Annotated in this window: 8 protein-coding genes; all 8 read right to left on the reverse strand. The window is 70.8% G+C overall.

Annotated elements, in window-relative coordinates:
• Positions 1 to 6 precede the first annotated feature (6 nt).
• Positions 7 to 1,116 (reverse strand): saccharopine dehydrogenase NADP-binding domain-containing protein, encoded by a 1,110-nt coding sequence (locus WMF44_RS39975; RefSeq protein ID WP_437295295.1) that lies wholly within the window; start codon positions 1,114 to 1,116, stop codon positions 7 to 9.
• A complete protein-coding gene (locus WMF44_RS39980) occupies positions 1,113 to 2,852 on the reverse strand; it encodes an ABC transporter ATP-binding protein (RefSeq protein ID WP_437295296.1) in 1,740 nt (579 codons plus the stop codon). Before WMF44_RS39980 ends, WMF44_RS39975 begins: the two co-directional genes overlap by 4 nt.
• Positions 2,849 to 4,630 (reverse strand): ABC transporter ATP-binding protein, encoded by a 1,782-nt coding sequence (locus WMF44_RS39985; RefSeq protein ID WP_437295297.1) that lies wholly within the window; start codon positions 4,628 to 4,630, stop codon positions 2,849 to 2,851. Before WMF44_RS39985 ends, WMF44_RS39980 begins: the two co-directional genes overlap by 4 nt.
• Positions 4,627 to 10,167 (reverse strand): amino acid adenylation domain-containing protein, encoded by a 5,541-nt coding sequence (locus WMF44_RS39990; protein WP_437295298.1) that lies wholly within the window; start codon positions 10,165 to 10,167, stop codon positions 4,627 to 4,629. Before WMF44_RS39990 ends, WMF44_RS39985 begins: the two co-directional genes overlap by 4 nt.
• A 111-nt stretch (positions 10,168 to 10,278) precedes the next feature.
• Positions 10,279 to 16,824 (reverse strand): amino acid adenylation domain-containing protein, encoded by a 6,546-nt coding sequence (locus WMF44_RS39995; protein WP_437295299.1) that lies wholly within the window; start codon positions 16,822 to 16,824, stop codon positions 10,279 to 10,281.
• Between the two features lie 73 nt (positions 16,825 to 16,897).
• Complete coding sequence (locus tag WMF44_RS40000; protein ID WP_437295300.1) at positions 16,898 to 18,292, reverse strand: salicylate synthase; 1,395 nt, start codon at positions 18,290 to 18,292, stop codon at positions 16,898 to 16,900.
• 923 nt (positions 18,293 to 19,215) lie between these two features.
• Complete coding sequence (locus WMF44_RS40005) at positions 19,216 to 22,611, reverse strand: ABC transporter permease (protein WP_437295301.1); 3,396 nt, start codon at positions 22,609 to 22,611, stop codon at positions 19,216 to 19,218.
• Entirely contained in the window at positions 22,608 to 23,495 is an 888-nt protein-coding gene (locus WMF44_RS40010; RefSeq protein ID WP_437295302.1) for an ABC transporter ATP-binding protein, read from the reverse strand. The genes WMF44_RS40005 and WMF44_RS40010 overlap by 4 nt, the downstream gene beginning before the upstream one ends.
• Positions 23,496 to 23,507 lie beyond the last annotated feature (12 nt).

Consider the following 23,507-nt stretch of genomic DNA (forward strand, 5'->3'; position numbering starts at 1 on the left):
CGGCGGTCACAGGGAGCCCTCCTCGGTAGCGCCGAGCGCGTCGATCGACGTATCCAGCAGATCGAGCGCTGTCACCGCGCCGCTCTCGCGAAGGCGACCGACCGTCGACAGGGGCTCGAGCGCCGCCGCGGCGAAGTGGCGCCCTGCGGGCACCTGGCCCTGGTCCACCGCCAGCGTGGCGAGCGCGGCCAGGGTCCCTGTGAGCTCGGCGTTGCGCCGTCCGCGCATGACCAGCGTGCGCGTGACCGGGGCGCCGTCTCGCAGGCCGTCGAGCTGCGCGACGAGGAGGACGTGAGGCTCGCGTCCAGCGAGGTCGAGCAAGCTGGCCCGGCATAACGCCGCGACCGCCTCGCGGCGTTCGAGGCTGCGCGCGCGGTCGAAGGCCGTGAGGATGTGCTGGCCTGTGATGACCGTATACCACTCTCCCCGAACGAGCCGGAGCGACGCCGCGAGCCGCTCCCCTTCGGTGTTGAGGTAAGGCAGCAAGGTCGCCGGACCGGGGAAGAACGGGACTTCCACGTTGCGCGCCCGGGTCAGCACCCCGGAGCGACGTCCCTCTCGCCATGCCGCGAGCGGCTCGCTCACCCCGTCCGTGGCCGCCTGGAGGTAGTCGTCCGCGGCGACCTCGGTGAAGCGGTCCAGCACGCCGAAATAGCTGCGCATGCCGTGGACCTGGCTGAAAGCCCGCTGCGCCGCCCATCGCGGCAAGAGCGCCGTGAGGCCAGGCTGCAGCCCCGCAGAGAGCACGGCCACGCGCCCGCGCGTGCGGTACGCCTCGTCGTCCAGGAGCGCGTACAGCGCATCATCGCCGGCGGCGTCCACGTAGTCGGCGCCTGCTTCCACGGCTGCCCTCGCCGCGCGGTCCGCGATGGCGTGAGATGGACCTGCGCAGTTGAGCACGATCCGACAACCACCGACGAAGCGGCGCAACGACGCGTCGTCCCGGAAATCGACCGCCTGGTGCTCGACCGCTGCCACGGACAGCTCCTTCGCGAAGCGACGGGCCGCATCGAGGTTTCGCCCGCCGATCCGCAGCGGCCCGACGCCGAGCGACGCGAGCCGCCGGACCGCTTGCGCGCCGACGTCGCCATAACCTCCCAAGATGCCGATCGTCATCCCGCAGCCTCCACCAGCCGCCATCCGTGGGCGCGGCGGCGCTCGTTCCAGAACGCCGTGTACCGCCCGTTGCGCGCCAGGAGCTCCTGATGCGTCCCCGCCTCGACGATGCGGCCGCCGTCGAGCACGAGGATCTGATCCGCGGACACGATGGTCGGCAGCCGGTGCGCGATGACCAGCAGGGTCGACCGGTGCATCAGCGTCCGCATCGCGCTCTGGATGTAACGCTCGTTCTCCGGGTCGAGCGCCGCCGTCGCCTCGTCCAGCAGCACGATGGGAGCGTCCTTGAGCACGGCCCGGGCGACCGACACCCGCTGGCGCTCCCCGCCGGACAGCGACGCTCCGCCCTCGCCGACCCGGGTCTTCAGGCCCTGCGGCAGGCGCCCGATGATCTCTTCCACGCCGGCCAGGCGGGCGGCCTCGCGCACCTCCGCGTCCGTGGCGTCCAGCCGGCCCACCCGGATGTTCGCCTCCAGCGTGTCATCGAACAGATAGACGTCCTGCATGACCAGCGACAGCTGCGCCATCAGGTCTTCCGTGGAGAGCTCGCGGACATCCACGCCGCCCACCCGCACCGAGCCCGCGTCGACATCGAAGAAGCGCGCGATCAGCCGTGTTATCGTGGTCTTCCCCGAGCCGGATGCCCCGATGATCGCCGTCATCGTCCTCGGCGCTATCCGGAAGGACACGTCACGGAGCACGGGAGCGCCCGGCTGATAGCCGAACACGGCATCGCAGAGCTCGATCTCCCCCGGCGCCGCGACGGGCCTGGAGCGCTCCGGCTCGGGCAGCGGCGCCTCGTCGAAGATGGCGGACAGCCGCTCCAGATCGTTGCCCGCCATCCGCAAGAGCCCGCTCCGCCCCGCGGCCTCGGCCAGCGGCCCCACGAACCTGGCGGCCAGCGCCAGCAGCGCGACGAGCTCGATCGGATCGATCGACCGATCGAGCGCGCGCACCACGCCGACAGCGATCAGCGCGGCGAACGCGAGCTGCACCGACAGACCGCCCGCGAGCAACCTGGGGAAGGTCTGGCGCAGCATCGACCCGCCCGCGGCGCGCTGCCCATCGATCGCCTCCTCGAGCGGCGCATAACCCCCCGTGGCCCGGCCGAAGGCGCGAAGCACCTGCTGGTTGCGCGCGAACTCGACGACCCGGTTGCTGGCGAGCGCCCCCGCGGCGTCGACCTGCTCCTCGGTTCGGCCGATCCACGCCGACGACCAGCGGTGCGTCAGGTAGATCAGCGGCGTGCAAGCGATGGCCGTCAACCCGAGCTGCCAGTCGAAGAACAGCATGGCGACCGCGATCGTCGCGGGCGTCAGGATGCCGCTCACCACCGGGGTCAGGAGGTGGGCGAACACGTTGGTGACCATCATGGTGCCGCCCGTCGCGCTCCGTGAGAGACGGCCGACCTTCTCCGAGGAAAACCAGCCGATCGGCAGGCGGGCGACGTGGTTGCCGAGCCGGTCGTGCAGCGTGGTCAGGACGACCAGCGCGAGCGCGAAGCCCTTCATCGTCTGCTGGTAACGGGCCACGCACGTCACCGCGACGACCGCGGCAAGGAGGAGCAGCCAGCGCAGCGCCTCGCCCAGGTCCCCGCCGAGCAGCGCCTTGAGGACCGGGACGAGGAACGCCATCGCCACCCCCTGAACGACGGAGTAGACGATGAGCCAGCCGAAATAGACGTGCAGCGCCCTTGCGTGCTGCGGTCCCAGGATCTTGGTCAGCTGCCGGATCATGAGGCTTCACCCACCGCTGCAGCGGCAGCCGCCATGTCGCCCTCGGCGTGAGCGCGCCACATCCTGGCGTAGAGCCCGTCCGCGGCGAGCAGCGCGGAGTGCGTGCCGCGCTCGCGCACGCGGCCCTCGTCGAGAACGACGATCTGGTCGACGCCGGTGATCGTCGCCAGCCGGTGGGCGATGACGATCACGGTGCGCCCGCGCGCGACCGCGGACAGCGCGTCCTGGATCTGCGCTTCTGACTCCGGATCCGCGTGCGCCGTCGCCTCGTCCAGGATCAGCACCGCGGTGTCCGCGAGCAGCGTGCGCGCGATGGACAGCCGCTGCGCCTCGCCGCCGGACAGGATGGCGTCCTCGCCGATCACGGACCGATATCCCCTGGGAAGCGCGACGAGCCGGTCGTGGATCTGCGCGGCGCGCGCGGCCGCGACCACGTCTGCGTCGCTGGCCTCGGGCCGGCCGAGGCGCAGGTTGTCGGCCACCGTTCCATGGACCAGCTGGACGTCCTGCAGAACGAAGCCGACGTTCCGGTACAGCACGTCCGGCGCGATGTTCCGTATATCGACGCCACCGAGCAGGACAGCGCCGCCGGTCACGTCATAAAACCGAGGCACCAGCTTTGCCAGCGTGGACTTCCCCGCGCCCGAGGTCCCGACCAGCGCGGTGACCGTGCCAGGACTGCAAGCGAAGCTCACGTCGGAGAGCACGCTCCTCGAGCCGTCGTAGCTGAACGAGACGTGATCGAACTGCACCCCCGCCCCGCGCGGCGCCTCTGGCGTCGTCGTGATGGGCAATGACGGCTCGTCGAGCAGCGAGGCCACGCGCTCCGCCGCCGCCACGGCCTTGCGCTGGGCCGTGAGCCCCTGGTTCAGCGTGAGCACCGTCTGCGGGATGACCACGGCGACAAGGGTCTCGGCGAGCAGGTCGATGGGGCTCACCCAGCCCTCCCGGATGAACCAGGCGCCGACCGTCAGGCTCACCAGCATGATCACGGGCACCGACAGGGCCATCGAGGTCAGCGCCTCGAGCCGGAGCAGCGGCCGCACCCAGCCGGCGTACCGGTCGCTGAAATCGCTGACGGCGCGCTGGTAGCTCTGGTGAGCGCGGCCCGTCTGGCCGAACGCCTTCACGACCGCGATGCCGTGCACGAACTCGACGATCGCGGCGCTCACCCTGGCGAAGCTCGCGTCAAGCTGCATCATCTTCTCGGCGAAGCCCCGCATCATCCATGCGTAAGCGACGATGTAGATGGGCAGCGTGGCGATCGCGAGCAGCGCCAGCCGAACGTCCAGCCAGAACAGGTACAGGAGGCCGCCGAGCGGAAGGACGATGGCCGAGACGAGCTCGACATCGTGGTGCGCGACGAGATGGTGCAGGTCCTCCAGGTCGTCCTGGACCGCTTTGCGGACCACCCCTGACGTCTTGTCGGAATACCACCCCAGCGGCACCTCGCCCAGCTTGCGCACCAGCGCGCGCCGCAGGATGGCCTGAAGCCGATGGTCGGCCAGGTGGGTCACCCACAGCGCCGTTCCGGTGCATGTCCATCCGACGCCGAGGCCGACAACGATGATCAGCGCGACAGAGGCCACCTTCGCGCTGTCGATCGGGCCTGACGCGACCAGGATCCGCGCGAGCTCGGCGATACCGATGAACGGGACGAGGGTCGTCAGCGCCCCGACGCCGCCCAGGAAGATCCCGAGCCGCGTCAGCCCTGCTATCGGGCGGCGCAGCTCGCGGAGCGCCCCGTCCTTCTGCCGATTCTCTCGATGCTCTCTCATGTGTGGCGCAACGATACCGCGAGGTGCTCGGCCACGACATTCACATGCGGCGGCTCGATGACGCTGAAATGGTTGCCGGGCACGTCGATCAGCTTGAACTCGCCGAGGCAGACGCCTTCCCAGAACGGCGCCGTCAGGTGCCCGACGCCCGCGGTGATGCCGAAGGATTGCTCCTCGTCGCACCGCAAGAACGTCATATCGCCGACGTACGGCTCGGGATCGAACCGAGCGGCGCGCATGCTGTGCCTGCAGGTCCGGAACAGCGCCGGGATGAGCTCGGGTCCGACGGGCACCCCGGCCTGGGCGGCCGCCGCCTTCGCATAGCTGGCCAGGCGCTCGTCCTGACTGCGCGCGGACTGCCTGCGCACCGCGGCGGCGACCGATTCCAGCCCGGGGTCTCCGCCGAGCCTGGCCATTGCGCCGGCCGGAATCTTGCGATTGTACTCGACCATCAGCTTCTCGATGGCGCGGTACACGTCGGCGCTGTCGACGTCGTCGCCGAAGACGGCCTTCACCGGATCCAGGTTCAGATTCGGCGCGAAGATCGCCTCGAACGCGAGCTCTTCGTCGGTCTCGATGAACATGGGGATGCTGTCGACGAGCGCCAGGTCCACCGACATCCCGCGCTCGAGCAGCCGCCGGGCCACCTCGGTGGCGAGCAGCCCGCCGAGGCAGTAGCCGATGAGCTGAAACCGCGTGAAGCCTTCATCGATGAGCCGCTGCGCGTAATCGTCGGACACGCGCGCGACGAGCTCCTTCGGGGGAATGGCGAGGTACAGCTCGGGGTCGGCGACAGCGAAGCCCAGGACGGGCCCCAGGTTCTGGGCGGCGAGCGCCCGCCCCAGGTGCTGGAAGTAATCCATGGTGCCCAGCGCCGCGTGGAACATCACCCGCGCCGGCCCGTCCCCGCCGCCGAACGAGAGGATCAACGAATTGCTTCCCTCCCGGCGCTGCGCGACCTGCGCGGTCTTGCCGCCGCTGGAGGAAGCCTCCGCGCCCGGCCCAGCGCCGCTCGGCGTGTGCGCGGCGCCGTCTTGCCTGCGCAGCGCGCGCGCAAGCGCGTCGACGGTCGGCTCGTTGAGCATCTGCCGCAGGAGCGTGTCGTAGGCGAACGGCGCGGCTTCCGGCACCTCCTCGCGCAGTCGACCTGCCACCCTGGCGAGGATCAGCGAGTCGGCGCCGCGGTCGTAGAAGTTCTCGCCCTTGCCGATCCGCGCGATGCCGAGCGCGCTCGCCCAGAGCGCGCAAAGCCGGCTCTCCAGCTCGTCCAGCGTGGCATCGGCCTCCTTCCCGGCGCTGTCGATGAACGCCGCGGGCCGCAGGGCGGCGAGCGCCTTGCGGTCGACCTTGCCGTTCGCCGTGAGCGGCAGCCGGTCGACGACCTGCAGATGCGCAGGCACCATGTGCGCTGGCAGCCGCTGGCCGAGGAAGCTCGTGAGCTCGTCGGTCCCGACCCGGGCCCGGTCGGTCTTGAAGCGCGCAGCGAACATGTGCATGCCACAGGCCGCCATCGAATGGTCGTCGTCCGGCAGGCGGAGCACCAGCTCACCGCCGCTCTTCGCGATCAGGCCTTGCCACTGCTCGGTGGACAGGAACTTGGTGGTGCCGCGCTCCCGGTCCGCGCCCGAGGGGTCCATCATGAAGCCCTGGGTGAGCAGGACGTGCGGGTGATCGGCGGTAGGCTCGGTGAACACGAGCCACCCCGACGGCCCGAGCAGCTCCACCGCCGCCGCCACCGCGGCTTCGACGTTGCGGGTGCTGTTCAGCATTCCGGCGCACAGCACGACGTCCGCGGAGCTCGGCAGCAGGCCCTGGGCGCGGTAATCCTCGTTCAGGTCGAGCTGCCCGAATCGGACCCACGGGCGCTCCCGGAACCGCTCGCGCGCGTCGGCCAGGAAGAAGGCTGTCAGGTCCGTGAACAGGTAGTCGACGTCATGGCCGTCGAGCATCGGGAGGACAACGCCGGTGGTGGCCCCCGTGCCGGCGCCGATCTCGATCACCCGCAGAGGAGCGCCGTCCGTATGCGCGGCGGCGATCCGGTACAGGAGCGCCGCGACAGCGTGGTTGTTGTAACGCGCGATCGCGTCGTCGCGGTACACCGAGAGCGCCACGTCGTGCTTCCCTTGCGGGAACAGCAGCTCGAACGGGTTCTGCTGGTTCTCGAGCAAGGCGTGCAGCCGCTCCACGTGCGCTCTGTGGTACTGGACGAACTCGGGCGTACACAGCCCGGACGACGACGAAAGCTCCTCGAACCGCCGCCAGGCGTCGTGGACCGCCGTCGCGCCGGCGCCCCTGCGCTGCGCGTAACGGCGGCTGTCCTCGTGGTACGTGAGCCATCCCGCCTCTGAAAGGAGCCCCAGCCAGCGACGAACGAGCCAGTGATGGCGGTCGTGGACGCGCGCCTCGCGCAGGATCTCCTCGGCCGAGTGCGTGTCGCGCGGACCGGCGAAGAGCCCGCGCTCGGAAAGCGCGTTCATCATGGACGCGAACGAGGCGTCGCGCAGCGCTCGGGTCGCCTCGCTCACCTGGGCCGCGGTCACGCCGCTGACCTCCTTGTCGGCGAACTGCCGCGCCGCAGACACGAGGCGAGCCTGCGACGTGGCCAGATCCTCGTCCGCAGGCGCGCCGCGCCGCGCGAGCTCGACGAAGCCGAGCAGCGTGCGATCCGTGGGGTCCTTGCCGGCCACCACGGCCGCGGCGGCGCCGACCGCCGGATGCGCGAGCAGCGCGGCCTCGATCTCGCCGAGCTCGATCCGGTGCCCGCGGATCTTGACCTGGCTGTCCTCGCGCCCGAGGAACTCGATGGATCCGCCGGGGAGATAGCGCCCGAGATCTCCGGTCCTGTAAAGGCGCTGTCCATCGACGGGATGGTCGAAGAAGCGCGCTGCCGTGAGCTCCGGATCGCCCAGGTACCCCGCCGCAAGGCCGTGCCCGGTGATGTACAGCTCTCCAGGGACCCACACCGGCGCGTCGCGGAGCGACGCGTCGAGGACGCGGAAGCCCTGGTTGGCGAGCGGCACCCCGTAGGGGATGCTCGTCCACGCCGGGTCGACGCGCTCGATGCGATGGTAATTCGACCAGATGGCCGCCTCGGTCGCGCCCCCGAGCCCGATGAGCGTCAGGTCAGGAATGAACCGGCGGATCTGGTCGGGCAGCGTGACCGGGATCCAGTCGCCGGACAGCAGCGCCATGCGCAACGAGCGAACCGCGACAGGCTCTGTCTGCAGGTAGCTCGCCAGCATCTGGAGCTGCGCAGGCACGGAGTTCCACAGGGTCACCTCATGCTTCACGAGGAGATCCGCCCAGTGGGAGGGATCGGCGCCGCGGTCGGGATCCGGGAGCACGAGCGTCCCGCCGAGGGCGAGCGTGCCGAAGATGTCGTACACGGACAGGTCGAAGCCGAGCTGGGCGAGGCCCAGCACCCGGTCCGATCCGGTCACCCCGAAGCGACGGTGGATGTCGTCGATGGTGTTCAGCGCCGCCCGGTGGGTGATCATGACCCCCTTCGGATCACCCGTGGAGCCGGAGGTGTAGATCACGTACGCCAGCGCGTCGGGGTCGCCCACCGGCGCTTCGGGGAAGGCCTGCGCAGGCGCCTGCGTGTCCACGTCGATCACCCGCAGGCCGTCCGGCAGCTTGGCCGCCGCGGAGATCCACGACTGGGTCAGGACCTGTCGCACCGCCGCGTTCGACAGCACCTTCTCGATGCGCAGCCGTGGCTGCGTGGCGTCCAGCGGCAGATAGGCCGCGCCCGCGAGCAGCACGCCCAGCACCGCGACGACCTGCTCGATCCCCTTGGTCATGACGACGGCGACGCGGTCGCCCGCGGTACAGCCGCCGTCTCGCAGCGCCTCTGCGACCGAGGCCGCCCTCAGCGCGAGGTCGCGGTACGTCAAGCTGCCCGCGTGGCCGATCACCGCCACCGCGCCGGGGTCGCGGGCGGCCTGCTCCCAAAACCCTCGGTGCAAGAGGGAGTCCGGCAGCGGACAGCCTGTCTGATTGACCCGCTCGCGCTCCTGCGCCTGCCATCCGGGCAACGCGACCGGCTCGACGGCGTCCCATGCCTCGGAGCGCTCCGCGAGATCCTCCAGCAGCCGCTGCAGCGCGCCGAACATGTCGTCGATGAGGCCGTCCGGGAAGATGCCCTGACGCACGTCCCAGTTGACCTCGAGCCCGTCGGCGTCATCCATGACCTGACAATCGAGGTAGACCTGCGGGGTCTGCGTGACGCCATGGCCGAAGCGCCGGCCGCTCGTGGGTCGGCCCCGCGAGCCGAGGCCGATGGCGCTGGTGAAGACGACCGGCATCAGCGCGGCTTCCCGCCCGCGCCGGCGGGTCATCTCGCGCAGCACCTCGACCCCCGTGAACAGCCGGTGATCGAGATCGGCGAACATCTGATCGCCGAGCCGCGCAGCCCATTCCTTGAAGCTGCGCCCGGACGCCGCCTGCACGTCCAGGAGGCTGACCGACGTGAAGTCTCCGACGATCCGGTCGACGTGCGGGTGCAGCGGCAGGCGGTTGAGCAGCGTGAGGTTGAGGCTGAACCGCTGGCGGCGGCTCCAGCGCTGCAGCACCGCCGCATAGGCGCCCAGCACGGCGATCGAGGCCGTGAGACCTCGCTCGCCGGCGCGCTGGCGGAGGCGCTCCCAGCGCTCGGCGGACAGGCGGCCGTGGTGTCGGCGGAAGCGCACGGGCCCGGCTTCCGCGGCCGATGGAAGCGCCGGGAGCTCGGGCGCGGGGGGCAGATCGTTGACGCGCGAGAGCCAGTACTGGCGGTCACGCTGGTAACGCCCTGTCTCGCGCAGCCGCCGCTCCGCGAAGATGTAATCGCGAAAGCGGAGGTCCAGCGGTCGCAGCTCGTCGCTGCGGCCGGCGAGGAGGAGGTCGAGCTCCTCGAAGAAGATCCCGGCGCTCGCCCAGTCGGCAATCAGCGAGTCGAGCGAGAAGTGCACGACATCGCCGCCGCTGGTGCGGGTATGCCGCAGCTCGAACAGCGGCCATGCGGTGGTCTCGTACATCCGGTGGTCCATCTCGGCGCGGATGCCGCATAACGCGCGCTCCACCTCGGCGGCGGGCGCGCCGCGGAGGTCCGTCGACCGGATGGGGTACCGGGGTACCGCGGGCAGGACGCGCTGGTAGCCGTCCTGCTCGATGACGGCGCGCAGCATCTCATGCCGCTCGATCAGCAGGTTCCAGGCGTCGGCGAGGCGCGCGGGGTCGAGCTCTGGATACGTCACCTCCAGGTACCCGTGGCAGGCGACACCGCCGTAACCGAAGGAGCTCTGGCGCCCCAGCAGGTAGGCCGCCTGCACGTCGGTGAGCGGGAACGGCTCATGACGCCCCTGCTCGTCGGCGGCGACGACCACCCCCTGGTTTGCCGCCAGAAAATCGATGATCTGCGCCTTGTGCGCGCGCAGCACCGTCATCCTGTCTTCCGTGAGCAACCCCTTGGGCGCACGGAACCGGAGCTGCCCCGATTCCGCCCACAGATCGACCCCCAGCGTCTTCAGCTCTTCGATGATCCCGGCAACGGGCATGGACGTAAGCTCCTGTAGCTTGTTGACGACGAGCGTCACATCAGACGATGAACTCACCGGCGAAGCGCTCTCCCGCGCGCCGGCTCCGGCGCGCCACCGCGGTGGACGCCGCTAGAGCACGCCCTCCTCGATCTCCTGGCAGGCCTCGTGCTCGGCGGCGAGCGCCGCTGCGACCTCGCGCAGCGTCGGCCCGTTGAACAGGCGCCTCAGCGGCAACAGGATGGCGTGGCGCTGATTCACCGCTTCGATGAAGCGCGTCGCGAGGAGGCTGTCGCCACCCAGCTGGAAGAAGCTCTGATGGCGGCCGACGTCGGCGACGGCAAGGAGCTCGCTCCAGAGCGCCGCGACGGCATGCTCCCATTCCCCCTGCGGGGGCTCGACCTGTCGGGCGTCGGGCTCGGCCTCCGCCGAGATCAACCTGACGATCTCGGCATGGTCGACCTTGCCGTTCGCGCTGAGCGGCAGCTGGGCCAGCACCACGATCCTCTCTGGCACCATGTGAATCGGCAGGCTCATGGTGACATGGTCGCGCAGCTGCTCCGCGCTGAGCTCCGCGGCGGCAGGGACCACGGCGGCGGCGAGGCGCCCGGAGGCCGCCACGGCCACCACACTCCGCACACCGGGGTGCGACCGCAGAGCGGCTTCCACCTCGCCGAGCTCGATGCGATGACCGCGGATCTTGACCTGAGTGTCGGTGCGGCCGAGGAACTCCAGCGCGCCGTCGGGCCAGTAACGCCCGACGTCGCCGGTGCGATACCACCGCGCGCCGTCTCCCACGAACTTGCGAGCCGTCAGATCCGGCGCGGCGCAGTAACCGCGCGCCACCCCGAGACCGCCGATCCACAGCTCGCCCGGCACCCAGTCCGGGCAGTCGCGGCCATGCGCGTCCACCACGCGGAAGAGCTGGTTGCGCAAGGGATAGCCATAGGGGATCGAGCGCCACGACGGCTGGACCCCATCCACCTCGAAGAAGTTGGACCAGATCGAGGCCTCGGTGGCGCCGCCGAGCGCGATGAACCGACATCCCGGCCGCTGCGCGGCGAGCCGCCCGGGCAGATCCGTCCTGATCCAGTCGCCCGAGACGAGCGCCAGGCGGAGGGCGCCCGGCGGCTCCGCCGCGCTGCCGACGATGAGCAGCATGTCGAGCAAGGTCGGAACGCTGTTCCAAATCGTCACCTCGTGCCGGCACACGAGCTCATGCCAGCGCCTCGCATCGCGCCGCGATTCCTCCTCGATCAAGACCAGCGAGCCGCCGGCGGACAGCAGACCGAAGATATCGTAGACGGACAGATCGAAATCCAGCGCAGACACGGCCAGGACGCGGTCTTCCGGGGCGACGTCGAAGCGTTGATTGATGTCCAGCACCGTGTTCAGCGCGGCGCGATGGGTGATTTCGACGCCCTTCGGCTCGCCGGTCGATCCGGAGGTGAAGATGATGTACGCCAGCTGCTCTGCGTCGATCGCCGCCGGGCTCGGCGCGGGCGCGGACGCCATCGCCTGTCCGAACACGCACGGACGAACGCCGTCCGGCCAGCACCTCGGCTCCGGGCCGGTGACGACGACCCGGACCCCTGCCTGGCCCAGCATCCTGTCGCGGCGCGCATCGGGTTGATCCACCCCGACCGGCAGGTAGGCGGCTCCGGCCGCCAGCACGCCCAGCACCGCGGCGATCTGATCGGGCCCCTTGGGCAGGTTCACGGCGACGACATCGCCTGTCGCCACGCCTTGCTCGGCCAGCGCGGCCGAGAGGCGCAGCGCGCGCGACGCGAGCTCGCCGTAGCGCATCACCTCGGCCTCGCCCCAGCGCAATGCGATCCGCCGCGGCTGCTCGCGCGCCAGGTCGAAGAACGCGCGGTGCAGGCTTTGCCGCGGGCTCTCTCCGGCGGTCGCGTTGACGAGCGCGCGCGCGCGCCGCTGCGGCTCGGGCAGGAGATCGGGCGCGGGCAGGTGCCATTCGGAGCTGCTCAGCCAGCTCAGCTCGCGCAGGTACGCATCGAACATCGTGGCGATCAGGCCCGCCGGGAACAGGTCCTCGACAACGTCCCAGTTCAGGGCGATGCCGCCCTCGGCCTCTATCACCTGATGGTCGAGCCACACCTGCGGGGTCTGCGTCAGGCCCCACACCTGCTTCCTGAAGGGGCCGCTCGACGGCGCAGCGGTGCCGCCGGGGACGCCGAGGGCGCTCGTGAACACCACCGGCATGGTCAGGCTGGGCGCGCCGCTCAGCCTTGCCAGCTCGCGAACGAGCGAGATGCTCGACACGTCGCGGTGGTCGAGCGCGTCGCCCAGCTCCTGCTGGACGCGCCGGGCTCGCGTCACCCAGCTCTCGCCGGCGGCGGGCCGGTATCCGACCAGCGTGAGCGACGTGAAATCGCCCATGACCGTGTGGATGTCGGGATGCACCTCACGGCGATCGAAGAGCGTCAGGTTGAGCGTGAGGTCGGGGCGGCTGCACCAGCGGCTGAGCACCTCGGCGAACGCCGTGAGAAGGACCGTGGACGGCGTGATGCCGTGCTCGCCCGCGCGTTCGACGATCCGGCGCCATCGGCTCGCGTCGACGCTGCCCTCGTGGCGCGTGAAGCGCGGGCGCCCCACCTCGGCCGGATCTCGGGCGAGCGGCAGCTGCGGCGCCGGCGGCAGCTCTGGCAGCTTCTTCGCCCAGTACGCCCGCGCGGCGGCGAGCGCCTCCGATCCCGGCGTGCACGTCAGCACGTAGTCGCGGAAGGACAGCCCGACCGGCGGCAAAGCAGCGTCGGGAGCCTCGTAGAGCGCGGTGAGCTCCGAGTAGAAGGTGAGGATGCTGAGCGCGTCGAGGATGAGGTTGTCGAGGCTGATGCCGAGGCGCGTCCTGTCGCCCGATCGCACCGCCCGCATGCCGAACAGCGGCCAGCGGGTCGGATCGAAGACCCGGTGTGAGCAGTCGCGCCGCAGCGCCTCGTACGCCTGAGCCGGGTCGTCGCCGCCGTCGACGACCTCTATCGTGAACCGCGGCACGTCCGCGAGGATGCGTTGCTGGCCCTGCTCATCGAAGACGGCGCGCAACATCTCGTGCCGTCGCACCAGGACGTCGACGGCCGCCTCCAGCCGCGACACGTCGAGATCGACGACGTCGTACTCGCGGTAGAACTGGCAGGCGACGCCCCCGAGCGTGAAGCTCTCGTCGCGACCCAGCCAGTAGGCCCGCTGCACCTCGGTCGGCGGGAAGGGCTGGTGGCGGCTCTCCGGATCGGCGACCAGCGTCGGCAGCGCCGGAGCGCCCGCGCCGAGCGACAGCCTGGCAGCGAACCCGGCCAGCGTCGGGTGGGCGAACAGATCGGCCAGCTTGACGCCGTCGAGGCCGACCTCGCGCAGCCGGCGCACGAGGCGTGTCGCCAGGAGGGAGTCGCCGCCCGCGGAGAAGAAGTTGTCCTCGCGGCCCACCTCCGGCACCTCGAGCAGCTCGGCCCAGACGCCGGCGACCCGGCGTTCCACCTCGCCGACCGGCGCGCTCACGGTCGCCTTGGCCTGAAGGGCCATGGTGCTCACCGCTCGCTGCAAGGCGTTGCGATCGATCTTGCCGTTGGGCGTGAGCGGCAAGCTCCTGCAGCGCAACACGTGATCCGGCACCATCACGGCGGGCAGGCGGTTCACCAGGAACTCGCGCAGATCCGCGAGCTCCGGCGGCGGTCGCCGCAGATCGATGATCTCGCCTGCCTCGGGCACATCGATCCTCGGATCATCCGGGGTGATGGCCACATAGAGCCCACGTTCACCCAGCACCGCGACGGCCTGGCTGACGCCGGGATAACCCCCGACCGCGGCCTCGATCTCGCCGAGCTCGATGCGGTGCCCGCGCAGCTTCACCTGGAAGTCGGCGCGCCCGAGGAACTCCACGCTGCCGTCGGCCCAGTACCGCGCGCGGTCACCGGTGCGGTACCAGCGCGTCCCGTCCGCGTGGAGAAACTTGTTCGCCGTTTTCTCTCGGTCGCCACGGTAGCCGCGGGCCACGCCGGCGCCGCCGATCCACAGCTCGCCCGGGACGAAGTCCGGACAGTCGCGCCCCAGAGGATCGACGACGCGCAGCTGCACGTTGCCGAGGGGCTTGCCATACGGCACGGACTTCCAGTGCGGAGGCACCTCGGTGACCTCGCAGATCGTGGAGTGGATCGCGGTCTCCGTGGTGCCGCCCAGCGCGATGAAGCGGCAGCGCGGAGCGCGCTGCGCGAGGCGGCCCGGCAGATCGAGGGTGACCCAGTCGCCGCCCAGGAGCACCGCGCGGAGCGGCAGCGGAGCGGGACCGTCGCCGGCCGCGGCGAGCGTTATATCGAGCAGGGCCGGCACGCAGTTGAGCACGGTCACGCGATGGCTGCGCAGCAGCTCGACCCAGACCCCCGCGTCGCGACGCGCCCACTCCTCGACGCAGACAACGGCGCCGCCGGCCGACAGCGGCGCGAAGATGTCGTACACCGACAGATCGAACTCGAGCGCGGACAGCGCGAGCGTCCGGTCGGCCGCGCCCAGCGAGAGGCGCTGGTTCAGATCCTCGATGGTGTTCATCGCCGCGGCGTGCGTGATCTCCACGCCTTTCGGCTCGCCCGTCGAACCCGAGGTGAACAGGATGTAGGCGAGATCCGAGTCCGCGCCGGCCAGCGGCTCCGCCAGCGACGCTTGCCCCTCCGGGACGTCATCGAGCACGAGGGCGGCGCCGGCGGCGTCGAGGATGCGCTGGCGGCGCAGCGCGGGTTGATCCACGCTGATCGGAAGGTACGTGGCGCCGGCGGCCAGCACGCCCAGCACGGCGACGATCTGACTCGGCCCCTTGGGCAGCTGGATCGCCACCACGTCGCCTGCGCTCACGCCGTGCTCCCGCAGGTGGCCCGCCACGCGCAGCGCGCGCTGCCGGAGCTCTCCGTACGAGATCCTGCCGCCTTCGCCCCAGAGGAGAGCAGGCGCCTCCGGCTGTCGCTTCGCGAGCTCGAAGAAGCCGTCGTGCAGGCGCTTGCCCGAGACAGCCGTCCTTGTCGCGTTCGCGGCGGCGCGCACCTTCAGCTGCTCTCCCGGGAGCAGCGCTGGTACGGGCTGCCGCCAGGCTTCCTCGTACGCCATCAGGCGCTCCAGCAGGCGGCCGTGCGCGTCGAACATCGCGTCCAGCACGCCCGGCGCAAACGCATCTTCACGCGCATCCAGGTTGACCAGCAGGCCGCCGTCGAGCTCCGTGACCTGCGCGTCGAGCCACACCTGCGGCCCCTGGGAGATGATCCAGGACGCCCTCCCGAAGCGCTGCTTCACCACCTCCGGAAACAGCTCGCCCAGGCCGAGCGCGCTCGTGTAGACGACTGGCGCCAGCACCTGCTCGCCTCGCTGCCGGGAGAGGTCGCGCAGCACCTCGACGCCCGAATACCCCACGTGCTCCGCGTCCGCATGGAACTGGGCCTGCAGGCGCTGCGCGCGTTCAGCGAAGGTGCCAGGGGCCGCGCCGTCCCAGGCCAGGAGCACCGAGGAGGTGAAGTCGCCCACCAGCATCCCGACGTCCGGGTGCAAGGGCTCTCGGTCGAACATCGGCAGGTTCATCAAGAACCGCGGCTCCGCGCTCCAGGCGGTCAGCGTCTCGGCGAAGACCGCCGCCATCGCCATGGCCGGCGTGAGGCCGTGGCGCGCCGCCAGAGACGCGAAGGCGCGCACCTGCTCCGGAGCGAGCCAGCGATGGCGCCGCACCACCGTCGTGGCGCCCACGTTCACGTGGTAGGGCGCGGCGGGCAGCTCCGGCGCAGCGGGAAGGTCGCTCAAGCGAGCTTGCCAGTACGCTCGGTCGGCGTTCCGCGACCGCTGGCCCTTGACGCTCGCGCGGCTGGCCTCGCGCTCCGCCAGGTAGCGCGGATAGCTCGTGTTGATCGGAGGCAGCGGCCGCGAACCGGCGTAGAGGTGCGCCAGGTCGGCCAGCAGCACCCGCAGGCTGAGCGCGTCGGCGGCCACCATGTCCAGGTTCACATGCAGGCGCGTGCCGCCCGCGCGGATGGCGTCCGGCAGGAGCGAGATCTGGAGCTCGAACACCTCGCCTGCAGCCAGATCCAGCGTCCGATGCGACAGCGTCCGGCGCAGCTCGGCGAGCGCCTCCTCGGCCGCCTCGGCCGACAGGGCGCGCAGATCGTGGACCTTCAGCCCGCGCCCGCGGCTGTCGGGCAGGATCTGCTGGCGACCGTCGCTCAGGATCTGCACCCGCAGCATCCCGTGCCGCTTGCGCAGCTCCCCTACGGCAGCTTCCAGCCGCGCGGGGTCGACGCCCTCGCCATCGAACTCGTTGTAGAAATGCGCGGCGACGCCGCCCAGCTGCTGGCCTTGCTCGCGGCCGACCCAGTACGCGTGCTGCATCAGCGCGAGCTCGAAGGGCGCCGCCTCGTCGATGGTGGCCGCCGCGGGCGAACGCTCGTCGCGCTCGCCCCTGGTACAGCTCCGCTCTCCTATCAGCGCCTTCCAGGCCGACACCCGCGGGTTCGCCGCGAGCTCGGCGAAGTCGACCTCGATGCCTTGCCGCCGCCACCTGCCGGCGAGGCGCATCATCGTGATCGAGTCCATCCCGAGCTCGATCAGGTTGCTGTCTTCACGGACGGTCTCGGCCACCACGCCGAGCACGCTCGCGACCGTCTCCCTCAGATCCGAAGAGGCGACTTCGTCGTGCATTCGCTGTGTCTGTTCGTGCATTGGCTGACTCGTGAGAAGGCAAGCTCAAGTCCGGAACACCATGTCCCCTGCGTCACAGCGGCTCGCTGGCGAACTCCGGCGGCACCAGGTGGCGCGCCACGCTCTGGAGCTTCTCGCAGGTCTCCTCCAGCTCTCGCTCGGGCGTCGACTCCGCGACGATCCCGGCGCCCGCGCGCAGCCAGACGCTGCTCCCTCGCTGGAAGATCGTCCGCAGCACGAGCGCCGCATCCATCGCGCCGTCGTGATCCAGCGTCAGGACCGCGCCCGAGTAGAGGCCCCGGCTCTCCGCTTCGTGCCTCCGGATCCAGTCGACAGCCTCCCTCTTCGGGATCCCCGACGCGGTGATGGCGGGAAACAGCACCTGGAACGCCGTCCAGGCCGTGTTGCCCGTCTCGAGCATGCCCGAGAGCCGTGAGGCGAGGTGCTGAACGGTCCCGCGGCGGGATATCGCCATGAACTCGTTCACTGTCACGCTCCCCTGCTTGCAGACGCGGCTGAGCTCCTCGAACGCCAGCTTCACCGACATCGCGTGCTCGGCCAGCTCCTTCGAATTGCTGAGCAGCTCGGCCCGCAAGCGCGCGTTTTCATCGTCGTCCGAGACGAGCGCCCGGGTCCCGGCGAGCGGCTGCGTCATCACCTGCCCTCCGGCGGTCACCTCGAGCACGGTCTCCGGGCTGAATCCGGCGAACTTCAGGTCGCGGCAGTTGACCACGAACGATCGGGCCGGGGTGTTCTGTCGCCGCCCGGCGACGTACGTCGCGATGAGATCGACCGGCGCGGCGACCGGGACGACGCGCGACGCGATGACCTTGTGGAGCTTGCGCGCCGCGATCTCGGTCGTCGCCGCGGCCACCAGCTCCTTGTACTTCGCCGCGCCGGTCGTCTCGAGCAGCCTCGCGGGGAGCACCTCCGGCGGCGGGACGGGGAGGGGGGGGAGGCCGGCGACGTCGCTCATCCCGCGCGCATGGCGCCGGTTCGAGGAGGCGAGGACGTCCACCATCCTCTCGAGCTCGTCCGAGGTCAGCGCTCGAACCAGCGCCGTGCCGCGCTGGAGGCGGATCTCGACCTCCGGGATGGTCAGGTGAAGCAGGGGCTCTGTGCCGAGGTTCGCCTCGATGCCGTGCAGCAGGTACGCGAACTCGAACGAGGCCGTGCCGTACGCGCGCCAGCCACGGAGCGGGATCGACGCGAGCGCCGCCTCGACCGCGGCGAGGCAGTCCCCGCCGGGACAGCTCTGCTTTCCCGTCGCGTCGATGCGGTGCACGCCGTGCACGTCTGCAGTGAGCTCGAAGGCCGCGCCGAGGGCGACGCTCCACTCGCCGTCGCGCTCGTACACGAAGTACGTCGCGCGCGAGCCCGACCTGGCGAGCGCCGCCGCGAGGTCGATGGGGTCTGCGCCGATCGAGACGCGGCGCTCGAAATAGTGCCGTTGATGAGAGATGTTCATGCTCGCCCCGCACGTGAGTGATGCCGTCCCGGGCCGCCTGCGCCTCGATCTCTTCGAGGAGCGCGAAAGAGGGCGCATCCCCCCTGTCGCTCCGCATCGCTTCTGTTGTATTTACACAAAAGTTGCTTTTGCAACATAGGTCACCTCTGGTACGAGAGGCCGCAGCCGAGACGTCAGTCGCAGCAGAAGCACGTGAGCTCTTCAGCCCACGTCCCGCTCGCTACGCGCGGTGTTCCGGGCGCGAGCCACGGCCGCGCCCCCGCTTCGTGCTCGGGTGGCGAGCCTTCGAATCGGGAACAGGCGTCACGGTAAACACGTCGACCGAGCGGCAGATGGTCGAAGCGTTCCGCTTCGCGCGCCTTCCAGCATTGACCCGCGGGCCCTGCGAGGTTCGCAGGCCCATGCGGTCGCACCCCATCCAGACGAGATTCTCGTCACGACATGACGATACGGCAGCGCCCGCCCCCGCGATCTGCGGGTCGGAGCTCACGCCGACCTGTCATGGACAGCTATCGCAAATGTACCCCTCCCGGCTCGCGACGCCATGCCCGTGGAGCGTGGCCTCGCGAGCGCCGATAGGCACGACGCCGAGTCGCCTGCATCTTGAAGATGCTTACTAAATGCATATACATATTAATTGCATCAGCGTCAAGCCGGCGGAGGGCGATTTCGCGCGGCGGACACGATCGCTCCCCGGAGGCGCCTCCGCGCTGAATTTGAGCGGATCTGGAGGAATTCGACCTCTCAGATCACATTCGAAAGCCTAACGAAATGAGTCGACGATGCGCTCGTCAGGCGCCGCCCTACTCAGCGCTCACCAGCGCAGCCAGCGGGTCCTCCATGCCGCGGCGAAACATGTTCGTTGCACAGCCCTCATGCTCGTGACGCCCGGGGATGTGCAGGCGCGGCGAGGGCTCGCGCCGTCAATGAGGGCCTGCCTTCCACGCGTTGTCCCGCGGCGAGCGTTCGAATGAGGGCCACGCGTCGAAGACGACGAACTGCGCATCGCTCTCCAATCTTGCCGGCACGCGGGTCACGCGCGCCGGCGTCTCCTCGTCGTGGAAGCGTTGAACGATCTCGAACGAGCTGGAGACGGGCCGCCAGCCGCCCCTCTCCCACCGCGAGCGCTCGCCGCGAACCTCCAGCGCGCCGCCGTCGGCTATCGCGACCGTCACATCCGAGGCCGAAGGGGGACCCAGGAGGCGGTCGGCCATGATCGGGCCTGCCGCTCGCGCGAGCGCGCCCCGGACCGGCTCTCCGGAGCGCACCATGTCGGCGACCCGCGTCGCTGCGCGCAACGCCTCGGCGCCTCCGGTGGCCTGCGCCCATGCGAGGGTCTCCAGCGGAGCGTACGCCATGACCCAGCTGGCCGCGCCGTCATCGGCCAGACCCGACACGGGCGCGTCGAGGGCGCCGAGCGCATCCGCGACGTCGTCGCTGCGGCGATCCAGCAGCGCGAGCCACGCGTCACCGCCGTCGGACGACCGCACGCATTCGAGCCCGATCCACCCCGCGACGCCGTTGATGAGCCACCGCGCCCCCGGCTCCGCGCGCAGATCGGCGCGGTCCGCGAGCGAGCGCGCGGCGAGCGCCTCGGCCACCGCGGCCCGCCGCTTCAGGCGTCCGGCGCCGGACGCGGCCACGTCCCAGCCGTCCCCTTCCGGCAGCCACAGGACCGCGCCATGCGCCCGGATCTCGCCGAGGTCGCGCGGCGCCTGCACGACCGTCGTCACCTCCGGGGTGGCCCCGAGCCGCGCCTGAACACACGCGCCCATCACCTGGACGTCCTCCAGGACCTCGCGCGCGGTACCGGAGCGCGACGGGCCATGCCACACCGTGAGGCCCTCCTGCCGCAGCTGTCTCGGCTCCGCCCCCCTGGGCAGCCACGCCACGGCGAAGTCGAGGCCCTGTGTCGTGCGCCCCTCGACAGGCGTGCTCACGCCTTGCTCGGAGAACGACACCGACCAGCGCCAAAGGCCCGCCGGCGCCACGGCGAGGGCGGGTACCAGCGCATTCCTGTCGAGTGCGCCGGGGCGCTCCGCGAGCCCCAGCGCGCGGCGTGTGGACGGAGATCGCAGCGCTCGCTCTCCGTCGTACCCGAGCCGCGGCAGGAGATCGGCCGCGCGCGCCCACACGCCGGAGCCGTCCAGCCACGGCGCCTCTCCCTCGGCGAACCAGCGGGGCGACGCGATCGTGATCTCGAGCTCGACGTCGCACCCGCGCTGCGCGCAGCTGCCCAGATCGACCATGAAGTGCTCGTTCGCCGTGACGACCTCACGAGGGGAGCCGCCGACCTGGGCGCTGTCGATGTCCATCCCGGTGCGCAGGCTCCCGTGCAGCTTCGCCGCGCTGGCCCGCACTCCCCGCAGCGTCCAGCGGACGCGGGCGGCGCGCGCGGACGGCGCGATCTTCGCCTCGACCTCGCCGCCCTCCACGGAGAACGCCGACGCTTCCGGCCAGAAACGGGCTTCCCAGGCCGCGTCGGCGGCGTTCTCCTCGCTCTTCGATGCGAAGCCGCTCTGCACCACGATCTGCTCGCGCAAGATCGTCGATGAGCAAGCGATCACAAAGAGGCCGAGGGCCGCCAGGGCTCCCGCGCCCTGGGCGAGCTGCCGCGCCGCCCCGCGCCATCGATCGATCGTCCTCAGGGCCGTGCCGCGCGGGTAAGCGAGCCACGCCAGGGCCACGGCGAGGCCGACGCAGCCGAGCTTCAGGACGCCCATCTCGAGCACCGGCACGAGCCACGGAGACCACCCCGAGAGCTCGGAGAGGGCGACATGCACCGGGATCCCCAGCTGCGCGGGTGGATACGAGACGATGTCGATCTCGTGATTCACGAGCGCGATGAACGCAGCCAGCATCGACGCGGCGTACCCCGTACCGGGCGAACGCACGAGCGCGTGGACGAGGAACGTGATCGCGCCGAGCTCCAGCAGGGCGGGCGCGGCGACGAGCGCGTTCACGAGCAGCGCATTCCACGGCTCGAAGCTCGAAGGGAGGGTGAGACCTGTCACGATCCACGCCGAGAGCGTAGGCGCCAGGGCCATGACCGTCGTCAACAGGAGGGCGGCGAGGGCGCGGCCAACCACGCGTGTTCCGAGCGGCGCCAGCGTCGCGTCGATCATCTCGTCGAACCCGGATTGCTGATCTCGACGAGCGAGCGCCCCCACGAACCCCGCCACGGCGAACACGGAGAACACGTAACAAAGGCGGATGAGGAACGGCGCGAGCAGCGCAGGCCGTGGGACCAGCGGCCCCTCGGCGTGCCCGATCACATGGTAGAAGGCGCCTGCCACGTTCATGAGGGTCCAGAGCGCGACCGCGGTACGGAACGCCCACCCTCGGGTCGTCAGCGAGAGGTGCCAGCGAGCCTCGGACAGCGTCGCGCGGAGCCAGGATGGCGCCGTGATCGGCGGCAGCGCCGCGACGGCGGGCGCGGCAGTACGAAAGGTCGCCTCGCCGGTCGGCGACGGCTTGCCGGCCCGCCCGAGCACGAGCGCCTCGCGCCCCAGCCGCACGAGCGCGAACGCCAGGATGGCGAGGGGGACCAGGCTCCAGAGGAGCCGATTGACGAGGAGCGGCGTGGACATGGCCAGCTGCGCCGTCGCCTTTTCGTGCGGCGTCCAGCGCTTCGTCTGCGCCTCCGCCTCGCCGAAGCCGCTCACGTCGACCACGGTCGCGATGTCCGTGTGCAGGTCACCGCCCCGCAGGACGATCATGGCCACCATCCAGATCAAGATGACCACCGCCGCCACGGCGAACGGCCCTGCCGTGCTCCGGGTCCGGAGCGCCGCGGTCAGGTAGAGCGCCCCGAGGCCGATGGCCGACGGCACCACGAAGAGCGCCCACGACGACGCGATCGCCAGGAGCGGCGTGGGCCCGACCGCCTCTTCTGGGAACACCCCGAGCGCGGCGAGCCCGGGGAAGAGCAGAAAGCCGAGCGAGCTCGCCGAGCCCAGGATGCAAGCGAGCCCGACCGCGCCGACGTAGCGCGAGATCAGCAGTCCGCGAAGCGACACGGGCGCGGAGAGCACCAGCTCGTGGAGCCCCGCGGCGCGATCCCGCGTGACGACCTGCGCGAAGATCCACGCCCACGCGAAGATGAGCCAGAACGATTGCCCGGAGGTCATCAGGAAGACCACATGCGGGCTGTTGCGCGCGACGTCTGCCCCGCCCATGTCGCGCAGGTACTCCGCGCTCGAGAGCATGATGAACAGATAGCCGACGAGGCCGACGAACATGAGCGGGACGAGCGAGGTGCGCAGCCCCGCCCGCAGCTCGTGCCACGCCTCGACGGCGTAGATGCGCGCGGAGCTCATGCGGCCTCCGCCTGTCGCGATCCGGCCAGCAGGTAATGATAGGCGTCGTCGAGCTTGGGCGCGTGAGCGACGAAGCCGTCGCCGGGCGACACATCGCGCACAACGACGGCGCGGGTGCCGCTCGGCGTGGGAGAGACGTTCAGCGCGTCGTCGGGGATCGGCTCGCCCCGCGCGTACGTCCGGGTCCACAGGCGGCCCGCGAGCGGCGCGGTCAGCTCGGCCGGCGCTCCCTCGGCGACGACGCGACCCCGGTGGACGATCGACAGTCGCCCGCAGAGGTTCTCCACGTCGTCCACGATGTGCGTCGAGAGCAACACGACGGCCTCCGCGGCGACCTCCGCGAGCACGCGATGAAAGTGGTTGCGCTCGGCCGGATCGAGGCCCGCGGTCGGCTCGTCCACGATGAGGAGCTGCGGAGATCCCAGGAGCGCGAGCGCGATGCCGAACCGCCGCAGCATGCCCCCGGAGTACGTCGCGACCTCGCGGTGGCCGACGTCGCTCAGGTTGACGCGCGCGAGCAGCGTCGAGATCTCCGCGTCGCGCTCGCGCCGGTCCGTGCGCCCCTTCAGCCATGCGAATCGCTCGAGCAGCGACCGCCCCGTCACCCCCGGGTACGCGCCGATCTGCTGCGGGAGGTACCCGAGGCGGCGGCGGAGGCGGTCAGGAGACGCGATGACGTCGATCCCGTTGAACGTGATCGTCCCCGCGTCCGGCGTCTGGAGCGTGGCGAGGGTGCGCATCAGCGTGCTCTTGCCCGCGCCGTTGGGGCCCAGGAGCCCGTAGAGCCCCGGTCCGACGTCCAGGTGGACGCCGTCCAGCGCTCGAACGCCGTTGGCGTACGTCTTCGTCAACCCCTTCACGATCAGCCCGTTCGAGTTGGACATGGGATCCCTCCG

This window comes from Sorangium sp. So ce426 (assembly GCF_051475585.1).
In the GTDB taxonomy this organism is placed as follows: Bacteria; Myxococcota_A; Polyangia; order Polyangiales; family Polyangiaceae; genus Sorangium; species Sorangium cellulosum_B.